This window comes from Staphylococcus sp. FSL W8-1207 (genome assembly GCF_038003745.1).
GTDB classification, from domain to species: domain Bacteria; phylum Bacillota; class Bacilli; order Staphylococcales; family Staphylococcaceae; genus Staphylococcus; species Staphylococcus equorum.
Window position 1 is genome coordinate 1,872,179 of record NZ_JBBOPU010000001.1, and the last position, 20,838, is coordinate 1,893,016.

Sequence of the window (20,838 nt, forward strand, 5' to 3'; positions counted from 1 at the left end):
CTTGATACAAATGTCTGCATAAAAGTACAATTATTCGTATAATTAAACTTTTACTTGATAAAATTTTAAATTTCTTCTAAACTTTATACGTACACTACATTTTAGCATGGCACAGTGCAAAAGTGTTTGAGGAAGTGTCACACACACATCATAAGACGGATTCAGGTCCGATACAGAAGAAAACGGATAGAATGTCTGGAGGAGAACTTTATGTCTGAACCACTTAATTTAAAAGAACAACTTTGTTTCAGTTTGTATAATGCTCAAAGACAAGTAAATCGCTATTATTCAAATAATGTCTTTAAGAAATACAAATTGACTTATCCACAGTTTTTAGTTTTAACAATCTTATGGGCTGAGTCACCTGTCAATGTTAAGAAAGTCGTTACTGAATTGGCACTTGATACAGGTACTGTATCTCCATTACTTAAAAGAATGGAACAAGTTGACCTAATCAAACGCGAGCGTTCTGAAATCGATCAACGTGAAGTATTCATTCATTTAACTGATAAGAGCGAAGCAATTCGCCCTGAATTAGATACAGCTTGTCAAGACGTTGCAGTAGCATCTTCATTAAGCTCAGATGAATCTAAAGAACTAAATCGATTACTTTCAAAAGTAATCACTGCCTTCACAGAAGAAAAAGCAAAATAATTTTTCAATGGCAATGGTAAACATTAGATAGTTCTTCTATCTAAATTTATTCATTAAATATACTTGATTTATAATGAGAGCTCAAACACAAATGTGTTTGAGCTCCATTTTTTTAACTTATAAGAAAAATAATGTAACGTTTCGTTTAAGAAACATTCATTTCAACCATTTGATATAAATAGCCTCTTTCTGTAATTAGAGACTGATAACTTCCACTTTCTACGATTTCCCCTTCACTCATAACTACAATTTTATCAAAATACGGTAGCAACCTTAAATCATGTGTTGCAACAATTAAGGTTTGAGCTTTGGTATGAATGATGTCCATTACACTATCTGTATGATATATGTCGAGTGCTGTTGTAGGCTCATCCATGATCCAAATCGGTACGTCTCTTAATAATAATCTTGCAATACCAAGTCTCTGTATTTCACCGCCTGATAATGTATTACCAGATATGGTAATGTATCGATCTAAATCGATATGATCCAAACCTAAATTAGCTAGAACGTTGCGTAGTTCAACATCATCTTTGTCAGTAAACAAATTTTCTCTCACTGTACCGTCAAATAACTGTTGTGTTTGTAATAGGGCATTGATTTGACTATATTTTTCTTCATCTACAATATTTGTAATATCTTGATGATTTAATAGTATCTCACCTTTATCACTTTGATACAAACCTAACATGAGTTGCAATAACGAACTTTTACCAGATCCTGAAGGTCCAATAATAGCAACATGCTCGCCTTTATCAATTGATAATTGGATATCTTGTAATACATAACTTGATTGATTCCAATACTTGAAGTTGAGGTCTCGAACCTTATACAATGGCTCGGTAGGTAAGACTTCTAAATGCATTGCTTCCACGCCCTGCTTCATAGGATGAGCAATCACTTCATCAATATCATGGAAAGCTTCGTCAGTATCCGCTTTAAAGTAAGCTACATTACTCATAGGTATCGCTTGTTCGAAAAGCGTCAGCATCATTAATACGATACTTGTTAAATAAACAACGTCTAATTCTTGATTTTGTACTTGAACTACACCTAAATACAGTGTGAAAAATAGTGCAATCATCGAAACAATATTTAAGCTATATTCGTATAGTGATAAAAATCGTTGCTCTTTTGCTTGTGCTGCTTCATAGTCATCCAGTTGATGAAGCACTTGTTTTTTATAAAATTCTGTTCGACCAAAACGATCCAACTCTTCATAACCTTCTTTATAATCATAAAATTGGTTTAAAAAATCGCCTTGAACTTTGTTAACTTGCCTTTTCAGTATACGTGCACGCTTAGCACTTAACCACGGTATAACTACTAAGGTAGCAATCATACTAATACATATGATAATCGCATGTACATATGAGAAGTAAATCATTACGATTGTAGAAATGATTGCTGTAACACCTATTACTACAGGTGGATAATAAACACGCAAGTATATATTTTGCAGAGCTTCAACTCTGCCAATCATTCGTGCGATTAAATCACTAGAATTAAATTTTCGATATACGTCGGGAACGACCGGAATTAAATGTTTGAAAAATTGAACCCTAACGTTTCTAAGCATTGTAAAAGTCGCTCTATGTGATAACAACCTTTCAATATATCTGGCAATTGCTCTTATAAATCCAAATAATTTTACTGAAGCTATCAGAACCATCAATGCAAATAACGGGGCGCCAAGTGCACTTTGCGTTACCATATAACCACTTAAAAAGAACATGCTAAGTGCTACTAAACTTCCTATAACTCCCACAATAATCGAAAGTATCAAATCTCTATCTATTTTAAATTGAATATGTGGCTTCATGTTACGTCACCACCTTTATCATTGTTTCTTCTCTCTTGTGTATCTATCGATGTCAAATAGCCATTTTCAATATATATACGTCTATCAGCATTTTTAATAGTATTTTCTCTATGTGCAATCGTAATAACAGTTGTATCCACAAATTGTTGTGCAATTATATCTTGTATAATATTTTCTGTTTTCACATCTAAGCCAGTAGCAGGCTCATCAAAGATAAGTACGTCTGGTTGAATCATTAGTACTCGAGATAGTTCTACACGTCTCATTTGACCGCCTGAGAGCATCTCACCGCCCTCTCCAATCCATGTATCTAATCCATCCTTTAAAGATAGTACTTTTTCTTTTAAATCAACATCATCTAATACTTTTAATATTTTATTTTCATCCATCGATTGAAACATAGTAATATTATCGCGTATAGAGGCATTAAAGATATAAGGCATCTGACTTAAAAAACCTAATTTCAAATTAGCATTTTGATAAGTCACTTCACCTGACTGGGCATCGAAACGTTGTACAATAACCTGTGCAAGTGTTGATTTACCCGCACCACTTTTCCCGACGAGCGCAATTTGCTCTCCTCTAGAAATATTCAAATTAATATTATTTAAAGCATTTTGTTGTGCATCATCATATTTAAAGCTAACATTCTCTAATTTAATTAATGCAGATTGTTGTCCATTTGTACGAATCTCAGGTTTCAGCGTTTTTTCTTGTTTATCTAATAAATCGAACACAACATCGCTCGATCCTTCACTTTGCTTTCCTGTGTGAAACGATTGCCCTAAATCTTTAATAGAGTTATAAAATTCAGGCGCTAATATGATTGCAATCGCAGCTGTTTTAAAATCAATACTATTGAATAAAATCAATCCTAATCCAGCTTCTAAAGCTACAAGACCAATCCCTAGCATACTAATAAATTCAAGCATGAGTCCGGATAGAAAAGCACTTTTTAAAATACGCATAGTTAAATCTCTGAATGTCGTACTTTCTTCATATAATTCTTGTTCTGTCTGAGCTGTTTTATTAAAAAGTTTTAAAGTGATAAGTCCTTTAACTTTGTTTAAAAATTGCTGACTGAATTGGTTTAAATAGGTCATTTTATCTTTAGATTCATCACGTGTTTTTAATCCAAAAATAATATAAAAAAGAGGAATAAATGGTGCAGTGACTATCATAATTAAAGCCGTATTTAAATGAATAAAACACATAGCAACAATGATAAACAATGGAATCATCATTGATTTAAATACTTGTGGGAAATAACTATTAAAAAATGGAACAATACCATCAATACTTTCAGTCAAAGTATTCATTTGAACGCCAATTGGCTCTTTTGACTGTTTGAATATAAGTTGGCGTCGCAAATCATATTTCACTTTTGTAGACATGCGATTACCGATCATTTGATTTATTGTATTAAATGTTGCGCGTGCGATTAAAATAAATAATGTAAACAGTAATAGTATTAACAAATTTTGGTTCGTTTCCAATAACATTGCATTTAAAATTTCTGCAATAGCAATATTCTGAACGACTACGGTAATAGCTAATAATGTACTGATTACAAACATAAACATTGGGTATATTTTATATTTAAATGCTAAATTTGTTAATCTTTTCACAATTATCACCTGCCACATATTATAAACTGATTCATTGAAAATTAAATGAATTCGCTCATTATTATTAGTAATTTTTTATGCTAATTTCATATTTCAGACATAATTAGGATTTTCTCTTTTTCAATGCTTGAATTCCTTTTATTATATTAATCTCAGTCTTTAGTCTAAAATTACATTTAGATGTGGCGCATTACATTTTTATTGTGCTATCATTATAAAATGAAAATCTATGAAATTTAATTAGTAATATGAAAGTAGGTAAATTATGTTAATACTTGAATTGATTAAAGGACTTATTCTAGGTATTGTTGAAGGCTTAACAGAGTTTGCACCTGTTTCTTCAACAGGTCATATGATCCTTATCGATGACATGTGGTTAAAATCAAGTGAATTTTTAGGATCAGAATCAGCCTTCACCTTTAAAATTGTAATACAACTTGGTTCTGTTTTTGCGGGTGCATGGGTATTCCGTGAACGTTATTTCGAAATGCTTCATATTGGTAAGTACAAAGCATCTTCTATCGATGGCGTTGGTCAAAAACCGAATCGCTTAAACTTACTACATATTATTGTCGGTATGATTCCTGCAGGTATTCTTGGGTTATTATTTGATGACGTTATTCAAAAATACTTATTCAGTGTTCCAACTGTAATGATTGGATTATTTGTTGGTGCTATATATATGATCATAGCTGATATTTATAGTAAAAAAGTTGCAAATCCACAATCAGTTGACCAAATCAATTATATCCAAGCATTTGTAATTGGGCTATCACAAGCAGTTGCAATGTGGCCTGGTTTCAGTAGATCTGGATCTACAATATCTACGGGTGTATTAATGAAGATGGATCACAAATCAGCATCAGACTTCACTTTCATTATGGCTGTACCTGTTATGTTAGCAGCTAGTGGCTTGTCACTCGTTAAAAACTTTGAATATATTCATTTAGACCACTTTGGTTTTTATGCATTAGGCTTTATCGCAGCGTTCGTTGTCGGTTTAATTGCAATTAAGACATTCCTGTACTTAATTAGTAAAGTTAAATTAATTCCTTTTGCTATATATAGAATTGTTTTAGTTATTATTATCGCTATCCTTTATTTCGGTTTCGGTATTGGACAAGGTATTACAGGCGAATAATATTTCAATGGACTATATATGCTTATGCATCAATATAACTAAATGTTTTGAAACAGTGAGACTGAAATCTAATTTTTCTAATAAAGTTTCGTTGTATAAACTCAGATTAATAAAGTTGACTAGCAAAAGAATGCAAGTGTATTTTTAGTTCAGTCAGCTACTACCAAATTAATAATCGAGGCTAAGGCGTATATTTGTCTTAGCCTCTTCTTTTTATTATCGCTATGCTAAATGACGTTTAACTTTCTGTATAGACTGTATTTAGCGTTTATTTTCGTGTATTATAGGGTAATATGTAGATAGTATAAAATTAAATGGAGGCAACGAGTATGGACAAAAAGCAATTAATCAAAACAATCATCACAGTAGCACCTGTGTTTTTAGTACCGCTAATCGTTGAACGCAAACGTATTAAGGATCATCCTGATGTGAAAAAAGCAAGTGACGCAACAGTTAGTGCTTCTAAAGCAGTTGCAGATAAATCTGTACGTGTTAAAGATAATGTTGTAGAAAAATCTTCTCACGCAAAAGACTACGTTGCAGATAAAAAACATGACATGGATCAAAAACGTGAACTTAAACGTATCGCAAAAGAACATGATCCAGCCTATATTGAGAAAAAAGGCGAAAAATTAGAAAAAGAAAATCGCAAAGAAGCAGATAAAATGAACAAACTTCTGCAAAAAAATATAGACAAACGTCATAAAGAAGAAGAAAAAGCACGTCAAGATAATAAGAAACAACGTATCAAAGACATGAAAAAATCAAATAAACACATGGAAAAAGTTGGTTTAACTCCAGGTAAACTTGATGATGAAACAGAGAAAAAAGGCGAAAAGCTAGAAAAAGAAAATCGCAAAGAAGTAAGCAAACTTGATAAATTACTGCAAAAGAATATAGACAAACGTCATAAAGAAGAAGAAAAAGTGCAAGAGAAAAACAAAAAAGCACGCTTATCTGAATTCAAAAAATATAAAGACTACGTGGCCAAAAGTGTTGTTAAACAAAACAAAGAAGAAAATGGTAAATAACCCTAATGACACAAGTCATTATTGATGGAGATGCTTGTCCTGTAACCAATTCAGTAATTGAATTGACTGAGGGGACAGGCATTTTTGTTACTGTTGTTCGCAGCTTCAGTCATTTTTCTACAGTAGTACAACCAGACCACGTGAATATTATCTATGTAGACGATGGACCAGACGCTGTTGATTTTAGAATTGTAAAACTGGTACGCCCTAGTGACATTGTGATCACACAAGACTATGGCTTAGCTAGCTTACTTTTAAACAAGACGAAAATAGTTATGCATCATAAAGGTTACATCTATACGCAACAAAACATTGATACATTATTAGAGCAACGTCATGCGAGTGCTCAATTTAGAAGAAGTGGCGGACGTACAAAAGGTCCCTCAGCTTTTACTGAGCAAGATGTAGCTGAATTTGAAGCTATCTTTTCGTCTATCATTGCAAATCAGATGTCGAGCAAGGAGGAATAAATATGAAAAGCATTGCAGTGTATTGTGGTGCCAGTAAAGGAAACGATGAAACCTATATTACTGAAGCTTATCAGTTGGGTAAGTATATGGCTGAACAAGGTTATGAATTAATATTTGGGGCTGGTTCTGTAGGTATCATGGGCGCTATTCAAGACGGCGTATTAGATCATGGCGGTCGTGCTGTAGGCATCATGCCAAATATGTTAAATGAAAAAGAAATTACAAGTGGAAAATTAAGCGAGTTGATATTAGTAGATTCTATGCATGAAAGAAAAAATAAAATGGCTGAATTAGCTGATGCTTTTGTAATGGCTCCAGGTGGCGCAGGTTCATTAGAAGAATTTTTTGAAATGTATAGTTGGTCCCAAATTGGTATTCACGAAAAACCTATTGCCGTGTTCAATATCAATGGGTTTTTCGAGCCCTTACAAGCACTTTTAGATCACATGATTCAAGAAGGTTTCATAGATTCTAAATACAAAAACCTCGCTCCTTTGTGCAATACGAAAGAATCACTATTCGAAGCGATAAACAATTATAAACCACTTGGTATTAGAACTTATGATTAAATATATCGTATTAAAAAACAAAACGTTGGGATATAAATCCTAAACTTCAATAGACGGGGAGTGGGACAGAAATCAAAATTTGATTTCCGCCCCACTCCCCGTCTTATGTTATTATGCACTTTCTAATTATAAAATTTGAACACTCATTACACTACAGTAAAAGCATTATTAATTGTTTTAGAATCATAACCGCAACAATTAAAATTATAATAGCAGATACTTTATTTAATATCATAATGTATTTTCCTGTTTTATCAATGTTGCCTATCATTTTTCCAGAAATTGCTAAAAAGAAAAACCAAACCCATGATATAACTACAGTTGAAATAGTAAACAAGACTTTATCCGTACCATCATATATCGCCCCACTCGTTCCAATGACACCAATTGTATCCATAATTGCATGTGGATTCAGTAGCGATACAGAAATCGCAAAACCAACTTGCTTCTTCGCTGTCATTGGTCGATAACGCTTCAATTTATCTGGCCTTGCTTTCCATAACGACCAAGCCATATATATTAAAAAAACTAAACCTATACAATAGATAGAAACTTGCAGCATGGGAAATGAGAGTAAAATAACCGACACGCCTAATACTGCTAACACAATAAGAAATGTATCACACAGACCTGCTGTAATAATGACGGGTAACGTTTTATATATACTCTTATGGTTGGCACCTTGATTAAATACAAATACATTTTGCGCACCCAATGGTAAGATTAATCCCAATGCGAGTAAGAACCCATGAGCTAATGGCTGTAACATGTCAATTCCTCATTCCTCAATTTAAAAAAACTAAGATCTCATCACTAGGTTCAATACTAATGATGAGATCTATTATTTTAAAGAAGATTATTTATACACTAAATCCATGTGTATTCACAAATTTTCGCATTTAACTACTAGATTTTAAGCTTTCATCATCTAACATAGCTAAATTTTTATAATATCTTACATGTCTATTAAGCGGATGATGTTTGCTTAATTCTGGATGTTCAAAATAATCATAAATTTCCATACCTAGTTTTTCCATGACTTTGAGTGAGGGCTCATTGCTTTCCGAAGTAAAAGCATATACCTCATTTAAACCTTGTTGTTTCGCATACTTCAGTACCGCTTCTGCACCTTCAGTAGCTAGGCCATTGCCCCAAACTTCCGGAATGAGTCGCCAACCAATTTCATAAAATGGTAACTCTTCAAATGGGAACTTGCTCTCTTCTGTCACATAATTCAGGCCTATAAAACCTAACCACCCATTAGTTTCTTTAAGTTCTACAGCAAACAAACCAATACCATCATCTAATATCATTTCATTCATTTTATTCATATCGTGTTCTGAACGTTGATAACTTAATAAGCTCGGAAAATATCTACGAACTTGTTGATTCGCATTCATTTGTTGGAATGATAATAAGTCTTCCTCTTGCCAGTCTCGTAACCTTAAACGTTCAGTTTCAATATAAACTGTCATATGTTACACCTCTATACTGGAAAAATAATTTTCTATACAAAAGTAACGCGTTATGAATCTTTTCATATCGCGCTACCATACTGTTTTTTATAATTTGTTTATGCTCTTGTAATATAGCTAATTAATTCAAGATTAACAGCTACTTCTTTTAAGCGATTACGTTCACTTTTCGGTGCAGTAAATGTTGCATCGATAAAATCATTTTTATGGTTTAATTTATAAGTAGCAACAAACGTATCTGTATCAGATTCAAAGTTAGGTAAATGCGCAATCACGCGTTTGATTTCACCTGTTGAATCTTTTATTTCTCTACCTGTAATATTTTCTAATTCTCTACCTAGTTCAGGTAAAGTAATTGAACGACCTTCTAATAAATTAAAATCTTGTTCATGCATAATGCTTACCTCTCTTTCTATATAGACGACTTATTAATCTACTTCATTCTTACAGTTGCCCTATGAAGTGAAAATCACTGAATAATAATCGACCTATATTCCAAAATTCATATTTTAAAAAATTATTTTGTATGTTTTATATTAATCTTTATTATGTTTAATGATACCCATTATACCAATTACTAAAACCATAATACAATGATTTCCTAGGAAATAAAGAAATATCATCTGAAATAGCATTAAATGTGATTTCTATATGTTATACAAATAATATTTCATTTTTCGAGAAATTTGTTCGTCAATTTTGAATCAAACACACTATTTATTACTATGGTAAATGCCTAGGTATAGTAACAACAAACACTATAACATCGTATGTTTTATGTTTCAGCGTTGATTTCTTTCTCTAAATCTTTCGACTGGTCTTGTAATTTATTTTGCTCTTTTTCCAATTTTTCTTTTTCTTTTTTCAAATCTTTATTCTTCTTCTCTAACTTATCTATATCTTTTTCTAAAGAAGCCTTTTCATCATCTTTACCACAAGCGGTTAATGCAATCGTCGATGCTAATATGAGTGCTAAACACTTTTTCATATATATACTCCTTTTTAATGCAATTATAATAAATTAATTTTATCATTTTTCTCTATTATCTTCATTATTTACCCTTAAATTTTTAGTCATTATGACTTTACTTATTTGATAGTCCATATTTCGATTTAATTGTTGCATCTGAACATTGTGACTGTCCACTGTGCTTTCAATTTTTAGAGCGCCTACTGCTCTTGCCCATGCTTCGACTTCATTTTTAAAACGCGTAGCAATCCCTTGCTTACGAAATGCTTCATTAACATATAGCATTTCTATTATCACTTTATTATAATCTTTCAAATAGCGTGCCCAAATAAAACCTATAAGTTCTTCCTTCTGTGTTTCGAGCCATACTAAATCTGTATTATATTTCAGCACATGATTTATCATTTCTTCACGTAATCCAACAGATAACCGGCTTTTACTATAATCTTCATTTTGTTTTGCAAGTTCACTTTCATGTATGTCTGCAATTTCAGTAATATATTGTTTTTGTTTAAGTGAAAGTTTTTCCATATTTTCTCCTTTAAAAAGTAAAGTTGATTTATAATGTTATATTCGTCATAATAAGCCTTATCATTACATTCTATAAAAAGGACTGCGAAATTCAAATGAAATCTACTGACAAATTAATGCGAGAAAATAATGTAAAAGCTTTGCGATTAAATAATACAGATAGAGATGCATTCGAAAATTACATGACATACGTCCGAGCAGATTTAAGTGTTAATCCTCACGATTCTGAAAAAATGTTGAATCGCATTTTAAATCAATTATTGGAAGCTGAAAAAGAAGGTATACTCGCCATGGATTTCTTTGAACATGATCCTAAGTCACATGCCAAAAAGGAACTTAAAAAATTACCAAATGAAACAATTTTAAATATATTTAAATACATAATTCAGCACATCTTTTTGTTATTTGGTATTTTTTGTTTCCTTAAAGGATTTATTGGCTTTTTCATTGGTGCGAAGCGATTATATTTATATTCATTTCCTCTTGTTGTATTAGTAGGAATTTTCATCATTTTTCTATTTATATGGATGATATTCCGAACTGTACAAATGCAGTGCTTTACAAAATCACATTGGACATGGATATTAACGTATGTCGTCATTTTATTACTATTATATGCAATATTTTATGTATTTTTCATTCCTCAATCATTTTTAGCATTTGGGCCTTATATATTAATAAGTAATTGGACCTTTATTATAATCTCATTTATCGTTATACCCATCGCTTTATTTATTGATCATCACTATACAAATAAAGATACAAATACATCTTTATAATCTTGTTGTTTAAATAATAGTGGCTATTTGGTACAGTCTCTAACCTATTAATAAAGTGCTATATCTTCAATCACTAATTTTGCGTACCAACTAGCACCCACTTTCAAAAGTGAATTATTTTAAAACAAAAAGATCTCATCACTAGTTTAAATACTAATGATGAGATCTTTTTTTGAGTCTGGATAAAATATATCTTAGACTCTTGTACGTATTGTCACGTCATATGCATTGTTATTATGGTGCCATGCCTTCTTTTCTTTCCACAGCGATACTAATAAACAAGAATATCAGACCGATTGCAGTTAGTATTGGCGCAATTAGACTTAATGATGCTATCGGTAAATTCGTCACGACAACGCCACCAATAAAGGCACCAAGCGCATTGCCTAAATTAAATGCAGATTGGTTTAATGTACTTGCAAGCGTAGGTGCATCTTTAGAAATAATCGTACTTTTAAATTGTAATGATGGACTCATACTAAAGCCGATTAAACCAAAGAAGAATATGCCTGCTACCATTAAGAAACCATTCATTTGTATAAAGTATAATAGTAAGAAGTAAACGATAAAGATTGAGAAAATAATTTGTAACGCTTTATTTAAATTCCAATCCGCAAGTTTACCACCAACGACGTTACCTAATGTAACACCTACCCCAAAAATAATTAACAGATATGAAATCAAGTTTTCTTGTACATTTGATACATCAGTCAATACTGTAGAAATATAAGTGAAGTATGCAAATACACTACTGAAACCAAATAATGTCACTGCTAAAGTTAACCACAAACGTTTTTCTTTTAAAATTTGTAGTTCTTTTTTCATTGATGATTTTACTGTATCACGTTGCATAGGCACAAAAATAATAATGCCTATAAGTGCTAGTGTTCCTATAATAGAAATAATAATAAACGTCATCGGCCAGCCAAAGTTTTGACCAATTAATGTCCCGAATGGTACACCTAAAATATTACTTAAACTTAATCCCATAAACATTAGTGCCATCGCACTTGCACGTTTCTCTGGCCGCACCATATTCGCAGCTAAAATAGAACCTATACCAAAGAATGAACCATGAGCCAACGATGTAATGATACGACTTGTCATCATAAATCCATAACTCGTACTAAATGAAGCAGCAAAATTCCCTAATATAAAAATAGCCATTAAAGCTAGTAGTAAATATTTTCTATTCCATTTAATCGTCAACATAACTATGATAGGCCCGCCGATTGCAACACCTAATGCATAACCAGTTATCAGTTGCCCTGCCTGACTTACAGTTACGTCAAAATCCCGTGCAATATTAGGTAATAATCCCATAATTACAAATTCTGTCATACCTATTGCAAACGCACCGATTGCAAGCATCCATATAGCAATTGGATATTTCATTTTTGACTCCCTTCCGAAATCATATTTTTTTCACATGTTTGTGATTATACTAAAATACAGTTGCCAAAAACAAGGGAGTTGCTTGATTTTCTCCTATTTTTAAAATTAATTCGCTTACATTTAATTTAGCTGTATTCATTTAATAAATTGCTTTACATCATAATACTACCAAGAAAATTAAAAAAGTTAGCAATCGTCAAAAAAGTTAACAGTGTTTAGAACACTCAATTACCCTTCTTATGACAATAGCTAACTCGCTAATTTTAATTAATTAGTAATGCATCGATAAAGAACCACACTACCATGATAAACATGATAATCCCTTGTGCAACAGCACTCGCTAAAAATGCTACGATAGACCCAAAACTTGCTTTTAAAGCCTTTGAAAAGTTGGGTTCTTGTATCATTTCAACAACTAATACCGCGATAAATGGAATAATAATAATTCCAAATGGTGGAAATACAAAGCAACCTACGATTACACCAATGAGCGCCGCATACTCGCTAAGTTTAGAACCACCAAATTTATTTACAAAATATTTATTCATGATAAAATCTGCTACTAAAATAAACACGGTGAATAAAATCATTGATATATAGAATATCCATGATAAATTGCCATTATGAAATGCGAATTGATAAATTAAAAACCCTACCCATAATACAAGCACTGATGGAATAATAGGTTTAATTAAACCTACAAATGCTAAGACAAATGATGCGATAATTAATATCCATAAAATTACTGTCATTTTTATCTACTCCATACTTTCTTCTGTGAATTTTTGATCTTTTGTAAAGTATATTAATATCATACCTAAAAATATAGCTGTCGCTGATACAAAGAATACATTTCCCAAACCTACCCAGTGACTCATAATTCCACCTAATAAGTTCCCACATAACTGACCTATCACCATCGCGTTAGCAAAAAGTGTAGATGCATATCCTGGAAAATCTGGTAAAATATCTTGGAAATAACTGATGCCTAAACCAAGTAATATCGCTAAGAAAATAGCTAAAAATACTTGGCCGACAAACATCATCACCAAATTTTCGAACACACCAATACTAAAGTAAAACAGGCCACCAAACAATCCACCTAACATCAGTAGCACACGTGTCGTGAGTTTCGCAGATAAAATACCTAACACGACCATAAATGGAACTTCTAAACCGGCACATAGACTGGCTAAACCACCTACATACCCTTCAGCTTCATTCAAATATTTAGTGACGAACAACGGCATATTCAATGTATACATCCATTGACCAATATGTAATAAAATAAAGGCTAAAAATGGAACGAATAAGGCCTTATCATGTAACATATTAGGTGCTTTCGCCTCAATGTGATTCACATCAGTTGTGGTTTGTTTTGTTTTGATATCTTTAAAAAAGAATACCTGTAACATCAGTGTAAATAAAATAATGGTAACAGTTCCAGTAAATAACCCTGCGTAACCATTAACACCTAATAATAAAGCGCCGATTAACGGACCAAATAAGAATCCAAATGAGAACATGGAACGCAATACGGCATTAGCAAACTTCGCTCTATCTCTTGAAGCCGAAACATTGATAGACTCTCTAGCTGAAGCATACATTTGAGGCATTGCGGGCGCGAAAAACCCTTGAAAAACGGCATACATAACAATAAATATCCATACTTCATGAATATAGAAGTAAATAGAAAAACTAACAGCACCCATTAACAATGCTGTAATGATTATGACTTTCCTATTTATATTGTGTGTATCAGAAAAGCGTGCAACAATTGTGTTCATTATAAATTGGCTGATTGCTGCTAATGCTAATAGCAGACCATATTGTGTAGAAGTCATACCCAAATCATTGGTCGCAAATAAAACAAGATAAGGTACAGTGATTGAAATTCCCATACCTAAAAGCATCATATTGACTACAAATAGTTTGTAATTCTTAATATGTAATAAAGCACTAAACATATAACAAACCTCTATTCTACTAAATTAGGTGTCAATTCTCGTATATCACTTAAATAGGCAATGTATAAATGATTATGTATTAGCTACTATTGATGTTATTCAACATATTCCATCATTAAATTGATAAATGATTCTACTTGAGGCAATTGTAACATGCTAGAATCGTAACTTAAAAATGTGGAACGAATCAATGGTTTTTCATCTATATTTACGCGTCTAAATTCAAACTGGTCACGGTCTAAATGCTTCATCATGATCTCAGGCAAAATTGTTACACCGACACCATTTAACAGCATCTCTTTACACGTGGCCACTTGATCAACAGTAATCATAGCATGATAATCCTGTCCTATTTGACTCCCATACCATTCTTTAATTTGATTAATATAAATTGGATCTGCTTGAAATTCAATAAATGGCATTTTATCAACATCATCGTAACGATTTTTAGGATTAATAAAATAATGATCGTCATTAAATAAATGTGTATTACTTAAGTTCATAATTTTATTACCACGTATAATCATCACATGGTAATCTCTATGGTTTGCTTTAATTTGTTCACTCGAACCTACTTGAACTTGAATCTCTACATTAGGAAATTGGCGTGTAAATAAGTTTAATACTTGCGGTAATAAAGTCTGTCCGATTAATGAAGAACAACCGATTGAAATCGTACCGTTGACTTCACCAATGTGCGCTTGCATTTTATCTAAAAATAAACGCTCTTTGTTCAGCATATCTCTAGCATGCTCTATAATCATCGAACCTTCTGTTGTAGTAATCAATTGTTTCTTAGTACGTATAAAAACATTTACACCAAAAGTATTTTCAATTGATTTTAAACGTTGTGTTACTGCAGGTTGTGATATATATAATATTTCTGCTGCTTTCCTTAGTGTTCTTGTTTCATCTAAAGTGGTTAACAAGCGATAATCGTCAATCTTCATATTATCCCCCTATATTTTAAAAGCACTTTTAATCATTTCATTGATTGGTTATTATTCATGTTCACTTAACATTTCATAATATAATTTCAAATTTCAAATTATACGTTTTTAACATTTATCATCTAGCAGTGTCACTATAACATGATTCACATGATGCTCATACACTGATTCACAATACATGTATCATTCAATTAAATTTGTACAAATAATCTTAAAGTTCTGGTTCTGAGTCGCGATGTGTTGAATGATTTTGGTTGTGATTGCTACTTTGTTGATTGTGGTTTTCACTTTTAATATGCTTATTTGGATGTTTATGATCGTGTTGTTTAGCTTTGTATGGTTTATGTTTATGCTTTTGCTCATTATATTTGGCTTTACCATGTAATGGGTGGTGTTGATTTTTTGATTTTTGTTTAATCTTGTAATAACAATACATGATTTTATCTTTCATCGTTGAAAAATCAGCCTCAATTTTTATCATTAATTGATGCGCAATAATATATGCTTCGTGAAACTGCTTTTTAGTAATTTGTCCTTGATCTAAAGCACGTTGTAAATCGTCTTCATCTACAAGTTCATATTCCCCATTTGGCAATACAAGTACATCTAAACATAAATCTATTGTACGTGCGTTTCCTTTTTGTGTAACATTCTTAATATTTATATCAAAGTAATATTCTAATGGGTTGCCCTTGTCATCTAGCATCACTGTAATACTATATCGTTTTTTTTCGGGCAAGATTTGTAGCCATTGATAGTTATCATCCGCAACAATAATATTTTGGCCCACCACTGTCACCTCTAATGGTTCACGTACTTTTTTCATCGTCACCAAACCAATAATACCCTTGAACTTGTTGTTGTTTACTTTGACTTCTGTATACTCTTTGTCAATGATACGACGCCAGTGACGCTTATCAATATATTTTACTTTCACTGTCACCAACTCCTTGTCATTATTATATAAAACTGTTTACTTTATGTCATCTTATGGATTATACTGAACGTCTTCCAATTTTGTATCACGAATTTAATTATTATTATTGTACTATATTTCATAGTGTAAAAGCGAAATTGACAATTATAATAAAGTTTGATAGATTTTATCTATATTTTTCTGAAAATTCTATAAATAAAGGAGATAGTAACATGGCAGTCATTCAAAGACCTTTTAGAGCGGATCATGTTGGTAGTTTATTAAGACCACAACGCCTAAAAGATGCACGTAAAGATTATCAAAATGAAGTCATCGATGCACAAGCATTACGAGATATCGAGGACGAAGAAATTGAGCACATCATAGAGAAACAACTAGAAGTAGGTTTACATAGCATCACTGATGGTGAATTCCGCAGAAGCTGGTGGCATTTCGATTTCTTGGAAAATTTAGACGGTGTCAATGGCTATACTTCTGAGCGTGGTTTAGCATTTGAAGGCGTTGAAACTAGAAATCATAATGTTAAAGTTGAGAGTAAAGTCGCTTTTAACCCAAATCATCCACATTTTGAACACTTCAAATTTTTATATGACAAGGTTAATGGACGTGCAACAGCAAAAGTATCTATCCCAAGTCCAAACCAACTGTTCCATCCAAATATCTTAAATGAAGACATCTATCCTGATATCGAGGATTATGCACATGATGTTGCTCAGGCATATCGTGAAAGTTTGCTCAAATTTTATGAATTAGGCGCACGTTACATTCAATTAGATGATGTTTATTGGGCTAACCTAACTTCTGGTTCTCAGAAAACACGTGGCCGTGACCGTACTGAAGCAGACAAAGAAGCAGCACGTCAGCTTGCATATCGTGTTGTAAATGAAGCAGTCCAAGATTTACCAGAAGATCTACTCATTACTACACATATTTGTCGTGGTAATTATCAATCAACTTGGGCAATTTCAGGTGGCTATGAGCCAGTCGCACCTTATTTATTCAAAGAAAATTTAGGTGGCTTTTTCCTAGAATATGACGATGATCGTTCAGGTGATTTTGAGCCATTACGCTTTTTCCCTAAAGAAAATTCAGCAGCTGTATTAGGTCTTTTCACTTCAAAAACAGGTGACTTAGAAGATAAATCTGCCATACTTGCACGTGTTAAAGAAGCACAACAATATGTTGATTTAGATCAAATTTGTTTAAGTCCACAATGTGGCTTTGCTTCAACAGAAGAAGGCAATAAACTGACTGAAGATGAGCAATGGAAAAAACTAGCTTACGTTGTAGAAATTGCAAACGAAGTCTTTGGAACAGCAAAATAAACATACTATACTAACTCGTAAGAAGTATTAATATTAAAATTGAGAGGCCTATCAGACTTAAAATCTGATAGGCCTTTATTAATATCTAAATTTTTAAATTAAAGAACAATTAATTTCCAGCTATATCACTTTCGGATAAAGCATAGCGTTCATGTATATCTTTTAAACTTGGAAATTGATTATTCAACCATTCTTTACTCAATAGTTCAAAATGTTCAAATTCAAATGCAGGTTGGCACATACAGCCTACAAGTGCATAACCATTTTCACCTTCAATTGAAGAAGCAAAAATCGTTTCTTTTGGAACTACATATTGTAAAACATCACCCGCTTCAAGGTCTTTGCCTATTGACACACTTTGATAACGTCCATCTGAATGAATCATATGCACTGTTAAAGAATCTCCAGCGTGGTAATACCATATTTCATCTGCATCGATACGATGAAAATACGATATATTGTCATGTGTTAACAAGAAATAAATACTTGAATATACTGGTCTTTCATTTAGATTATTTGATTTAGCTTTGATAATCTCTTTATAATAGCCCCCTTCTGGATGGGGTTGTAAATCTAGTTGATTAAGCCAATACTGGATATTTTCACCCATATTACTTCAAGTCCACATTATGGAAAACGTTTTGAACGTCTTCTAAATCTTCTAAAGCATCAACTAGTGTTTCAAAAGCTTCTTGATCTTCTTCAGATAATTCTATATCTGATTGTGGCAACATCTCAAATTCAGCAACCTTAAATTCTTCGACACCTGTTTCACGTAGAGCATCTTGAACTTGAGCAAACTGATCTGGTTCAGCGTAAATAATAGTTAACCCATTTTCTTCAACGATATCTCTCACATCGATATCTTTTTCCATCAACGCTTCTAACGTATCGTCTGCTGATTTGCCTTCAATACCAAACACAGCCGTATGATCAAACATATACGCAACTGAGCCTGAAACTCCCATATTACCGCCATTTTTACCAAAAGCTGCACGTACATCAGAAGCAGTTCTATTCACATTTTCTGTTAATGCGTCTACGATAATCATTGAACCATTTGGTCCAAAACCTTCATATCTTAATTCATCGTAGTTTTCTTCACTTGCTCCTTTAGCTTTTTCTATCGCTCGATCAATAATATGATTCGGTACAGAATAAGTCTTAGCTCTTTCTAAAGTTAATCTTAGCGCTTGGTTTGATTCCGGATCTGGTTCACCTGATTTAGCCGCTACATAAATTTCTTTACCGAATTTAGCATAAATTCGACTTGTATTTTTGTCCTTTTGCGCTTTTTTCTCTTTAATATTATTCCACTTACGTCCCATACTTTCATCACACTTTCTCGAAAAATATTTTTATTAACATGATATATTATACAATAATTTCGCTCTATTACATAGAACTACGTATATAAATGACAAATAATCGCACCTTATATATTACATAATAAAAAGACTAGCCATACACAATTGAATTTCATGTGTACCACTAGTCTTTTAAATCATCTTAAAATATGAATCAACAAGGGACATTTCTTTACTTGAAACTATATATTTTATTCAGTATATGATTCAATTTCATCTAATAATGCTTCGTAATGTGCAGCGTTCTTTTCATTCATTAATAAATATACTTTACGTTCATCTTCTGTTGAACGTAGCTTACTCACTCTATCTTGATCAATCAAACGACGAATTGAAGCAAGCACTTTGGTTCTACTCAAATCCAATTCCGCAGTAGCTATTTTTAAAAATGGCTGCATCAACATATATTTTTCACTACAATTTTGTTGAACCAATTCTAAAACTGCTACATCATTTATTGTCAATTTATATTTTTGTTCTATGTAATGCGTTAAACTTTTATATTTTTTATAAACATTTAAAAATTGAGCCTTTTTCTCTTCATTCATTGCTATCACACCTCCACATGAAATTATGATGAATGTTTCTAACGCTTACAAAAATAACACTGTTTTATTTTTATGTTTTTTATTTGAATCAACATACTTTTATCTTTACGCAATTTTGAATAAAATTTTTAAATTTGTCAACACTTTTTCATTAATTTAACTAAATTATAATAAGAACTAATTAGATTGCTCTTTTTTAAATCGTGTCATCACTATATAATTGCTATATAAAAAAACACCCTTAAAGTTGATTACTAAAATCTACTTTAAGGGTGTTAACATGTTAAATAATTAACTATCAAAAACCAAGTACTTTAACTGTAATTACTTCATACTTTATCTTCTAAATTTATTCGCTAGTCTTAAAACGTATTTTATAATGTGTAATAAATTGATGAATAAATTAAAGCCCATTTCTCTTGGTGAGAATTGACCCCGTTTCATACGGTTAAAGTCGTATAAGGTGTAAAGCAGGAACAATAATAGACCTACCACAGTAATAATCGTGTGGAACAATGAATTTTGAATAAACATACCAATCAAGCTTGCAACAATTAGGGCTACTAATGTTACAAATAAGTATTTACCCATACTTGCGGCATTGCCAATTACAAAAAAGCCTATAATACCAAACACCATAAATCCTGCAATGGCAAGAGTCACATTTTTATAGAATACTTCAGGTCCTAAATTTTGCATATATGTCGTAAATGTTGCGAATGATAGCAATCCTACTACAATTGCATATATGTGAGAAATTACTAAACCATATTTACGCGCTCTGTTAAAAATAACGGTGATAAGAACTAAACCAAGTAACACGAAAGATAAAGGCCTTCTAAATTCCAACGGCAAGTATTGTCCGAAGTAACAACCAATGCCAAAAATAATCCAGTAATAGACAAAAAAGAGCCATACTTTTCCGTAAGCATGAGACTTAGACTTATCTTTAGACTGTTGTTTATGCTTATTTATATGTTGTGCAGTTTCAGCCAATTGATTCACTCCTTAACTATAAAAAAATATTTAAATACTTGAATATTATAATAACATTAATAACATACTATAATCTTTCAATAAGCGTAATACTTTAACTTTCACTATTTCAAACAATACCAAACATGAACCACATAATTTTCCAAATCTCTTTAGCTGAGTCTATTTATTTATAACTACAAGCAACTTAATTGTTACAAACACGAAAAAGTTCAATACAATTATCTCTTTATAATGTCTTATAAATCGCACAAGAAACGTCTTAAAGGCACTTCATCCTTTT

23 protein-coding genes are annotated in these 20,838 nt (G+C 32.1%); 7 read left to right on the forward strand and 16 right to left on the reverse strand.

The window, feature by feature from the left end; translation table 11 throughout:
* Positions 1–210 precede the first annotated feature (210 nt).
* Positions 211–654, forward strand: a complete 444-nt coding sequence (locus NSR03_RS09495) for a MarR family winged helix-turn-helix transcriptional regulator (RefSeq protein ID WP_021339407.1) — start codon at positions 211–213, stop codon at positions 652–654.
* A gap of 145 nt (positions 655–799) precedes the next feature.
* Here the strand turns inward: NSR03_RS09495 and cydC are convergent, their stop codons facing one another.
* On the reverse strand, positions 800–2,476 hold the full coding sequence (cydC, locus tag NSR03_RS09500) for a thiol reductant ABC exporter subunit CydC (RefSeq protein WP_021339406.1): 1,677 nt from the start codon (positions 2,474–2,476) through the stop codon (positions 800–802).
* Positions 2,473–4,104 (reverse strand): ABC transporter ATP-binding protein/permease, encoded by a 1,632-nt coding sequence (locus tag NSR03_RS09505; protein WP_021339405.1) that lies wholly within the window; start codon positions 4,102–4,104, stop codon positions 2,473–2,475. Before NSR03_RS09505 ends, cydC begins: the two co-directional genes overlap by 4 nt.
* A 265-nt stretch (positions 4,105–4,369) precedes the next feature.
* Between NSR03_RS09505 and NSR03_RS09510 the strand changes: the two genes are divergently transcribed.
* From NSR03_RS09510 to NSR03_RS09525, 4 genes are all read left to right on the forward strand, one after another.
* Positions 4,370–5,245, forward strand: coding sequence for an undecaprenyl-diphosphate phosphatase (locus NSR03_RS09510; protein WP_064783104.1), 876 nt, complete (start codon positions 4,370–4,372; stop codon positions 5,243–5,245).
* A 329-nt stretch (positions 5,246–5,574) separates the two neighbouring features.
* Positions 5,575–6,276 carry a hypothetical protein gene (locus NSR03_RS09515; RefSeq protein WP_069820622.1) on the forward strand — a complete coding sequence of 234 codons (702 nt, stop codon included), beginning with the start codon at positions 5,575–5,577 and terminating at the stop codon, positions 6,274–6,276.
* A gap of 5 nt (positions 6,277–6,281) precedes the next feature.
* Positions 6,282–6,746, forward strand: coding sequence for a YaiI/YqxD family protein (locus NSR03_RS09520; protein WP_064783108.1), 465 nt, complete (start codon positions 6,282–6,284; stop codon positions 6,744–6,746).
* A 2-nt stretch (positions 6,747–6,748) separates the two neighbouring features.
* Complete coding sequence (locus NSR03_RS09525) at positions 6,749–7,315, forward strand: LOG family protein (protein ID WP_002508350.1); 567 nt, start codon at positions 6,749–6,751, stop codon at positions 7,313–7,315.
* A 151-nt stretch (positions 7,316–7,466) separates the two neighbouring features.
* Here NSR03_RS09525 and NSR03_RS09530 read toward each other — a convergent pair whose 3' ends face one another.
* From NSR03_RS09530 to NSR03_RS09550, 5 genes are all read right to left on the reverse strand, one after another.
* Entirely contained in the window at positions 7,467–8,084 is a 618-nt protein-coding gene (locus NSR03_RS09530; RefSeq protein WP_002508351.1) for a LysE/ArgO family amino acid transporter, read from the reverse strand.
* A 130-nt stretch (positions 8,085–8,214) separates the two neighbouring features.
* Positions 8,215–8,790: a GNAT family N-acetyltransferase gene (locus tag NSR03_RS09535; protein ID WP_002508353.1), complete on the reverse strand. Its 576-nt coding sequence runs from the start codon at positions 8,788–8,790 to the stop codon at positions 8,215–8,217.
* Between the two features lie 98 nt (positions 8,791–8,888).
* Positions 8,889–9,185: a hypothetical protein gene (locus tag NSR03_RS09540; RefSeq protein ID WP_002508354.1), complete on the reverse strand. Its 297-nt coding sequence runs from the start codon at positions 9,183–9,185 to the stop codon at positions 8,889–8,891.
* A 380-nt stretch (positions 9,186–9,565) separates the two neighbouring features.
* Positions 9,566–9,778, reverse strand: coding sequence for an SA0632 family lipoprotein (locus NSR03_RS09545; protein WP_064783110.1), 213 nt, complete (start codon positions 9,776–9,778; stop codon positions 9,566–9,568).
* A 42-nt stretch (positions 9,779–9,820) separates the two neighbouring features.
* The gene (locus tag NSR03_RS09550) at positions 9,821–10,291 is read right to left on the reverse strand and encodes a GNAT family N-acetyltransferase (protein WP_064783111.1); all 471 of its coding nucleotides are present in this window, start codon (positions 10,289–10,291) and stop codon (positions 9,821–9,823) included.
* A 95-nt stretch (positions 10,292–10,386) separates the two neighbouring features.
* Between NSR03_RS09550 and NSR03_RS09555 the strand changes: the two genes are divergently transcribed.
* A complete protein-coding gene (locus NSR03_RS09555; protein ID WP_002508357.1) occupies positions 10,387–11,070 on the forward strand; it encodes a DUF1129 family protein in 684 nt (227 codons plus the stop codon).
* Between the two features lie 234 nt (positions 11,071–11,304).
* On the opposite strand, the gene NSR03_RS09560 is transcribed toward NSR03_RS09555, so the two are convergent.
* The 5 genes from NSR03_RS09560 to NSR03_RS09580 form a co-directional block, all read right to left on the reverse strand.
* A complete protein-coding gene (locus NSR03_RS09560; protein ID WP_069801654.1) occupies positions 11,305–12,465 on the reverse strand; it encodes an MFS transporter in 1,161 nt (386 codons plus the stop codon).
* Positions 12,466–12,728: 263 nt separating this feature from the next.
* Positions 12,729–13,217: a DUF456 domain-containing protein gene (locus NSR03_RS09565; RefSeq protein ID WP_064783113.1), complete on the reverse strand. Its 489-nt coding sequence runs from the start codon at positions 13,215–13,217 to the stop codon at positions 12,729–12,731.
* Between the two features lie 6 nt (positions 13,218–13,223).
* Positions 13,224–14,432: a sugar efflux transporter gene (locus NSR03_RS09570; protein ID WP_021339395.1), complete on the reverse strand. Its 1,209-nt coding sequence runs from the start codon at positions 14,430–14,432 to the stop codon at positions 13,224–13,226.
* A gap of 95 nt (positions 14,433–14,527) precedes the next feature.
* Positions 14,528–15,382: a LysR family transcriptional regulator gene (locus NSR03_RS09575; protein WP_002508361.1), complete on the reverse strand. Its 855-nt coding sequence runs from the start codon at positions 15,380–15,382 to the stop codon at positions 14,528–14,530.
* A 211-nt stretch (positions 15,383–15,593) separates the two neighbouring features.
* Complete coding sequence (locus NSR03_RS09580; protein WP_064783114.1) at positions 15,594–16,319, reverse strand: DUF402 domain-containing protein; 726 nt, start codon at positions 16,317–16,319, stop codon at positions 15,594–15,596.
* Between the two features lie 212 nt (positions 16,320–16,531).
* Between NSR03_RS09580 and NSR03_RS09585 the strand changes: the two genes are divergently transcribed.
* Positions 16,532–17,644 (forward strand): 5-methyltetrahydropteroyltriglutamate--homocysteine S-methyltransferase, encoded by a 1,113-nt coding sequence (locus NSR03_RS09585; RefSeq protein WP_064783115.1) that lies wholly within the window; start codon positions 16,532–16,534, stop codon positions 17,642–17,644.
* A 109-nt stretch (positions 17,645–17,753) separates the two neighbouring features.
* On the opposite strand, the gene NSR03_RS09590 is transcribed toward NSR03_RS09585, so the two are convergent.
* The 4 genes from NSR03_RS09590 to NSR03_RS09605 form a co-directional block, all read right to left on the reverse strand.
* Positions 17,754–18,254 (reverse strand): cupin domain-containing protein, encoded by a 501-nt coding sequence (locus NSR03_RS09590; RefSeq protein ID WP_340719216.1) that lies wholly within the window; start codon positions 18,252–18,254, stop codon positions 17,754–17,756.
* A gap of 1 nt (position 18,255) precedes the next feature.
* Positions 18,256–18,972, reverse strand: coding sequence for a YebC/PmpR family DNA-binding transcriptional regulator (locus tag NSR03_RS09595; RefSeq protein ID WP_002508365.1), 717 nt, complete (start codon positions 18,970–18,972; stop codon positions 18,256–18,258).
* Positions 18,973–19,202: 230 nt separating this feature from the next.
* On the reverse strand, positions 19,203–19,559 hold the full coding sequence (locus NSR03_RS09600; protein ID WP_021339392.1) for a transcriptional regulator, SarA/Rot family: 357 nt from the start codon (positions 19,557–19,559) through the stop codon (positions 19,203–19,205).
* A 336-nt stretch (positions 19,560–19,895) separates the two neighbouring features.
* Positions 19,896–20,555 carry a Bax inhibitor-1/YccA family protein gene (locus NSR03_RS09605; protein WP_340719217.1) on the reverse strand — a complete coding sequence of 220 codons (660 nt, stop codon included), beginning with the start codon at positions 20,553–20,555 and terminating at the stop codon, positions 19,896–19,898.
* Positions 20,556–20,838 lie beyond the last annotated feature (283 nt).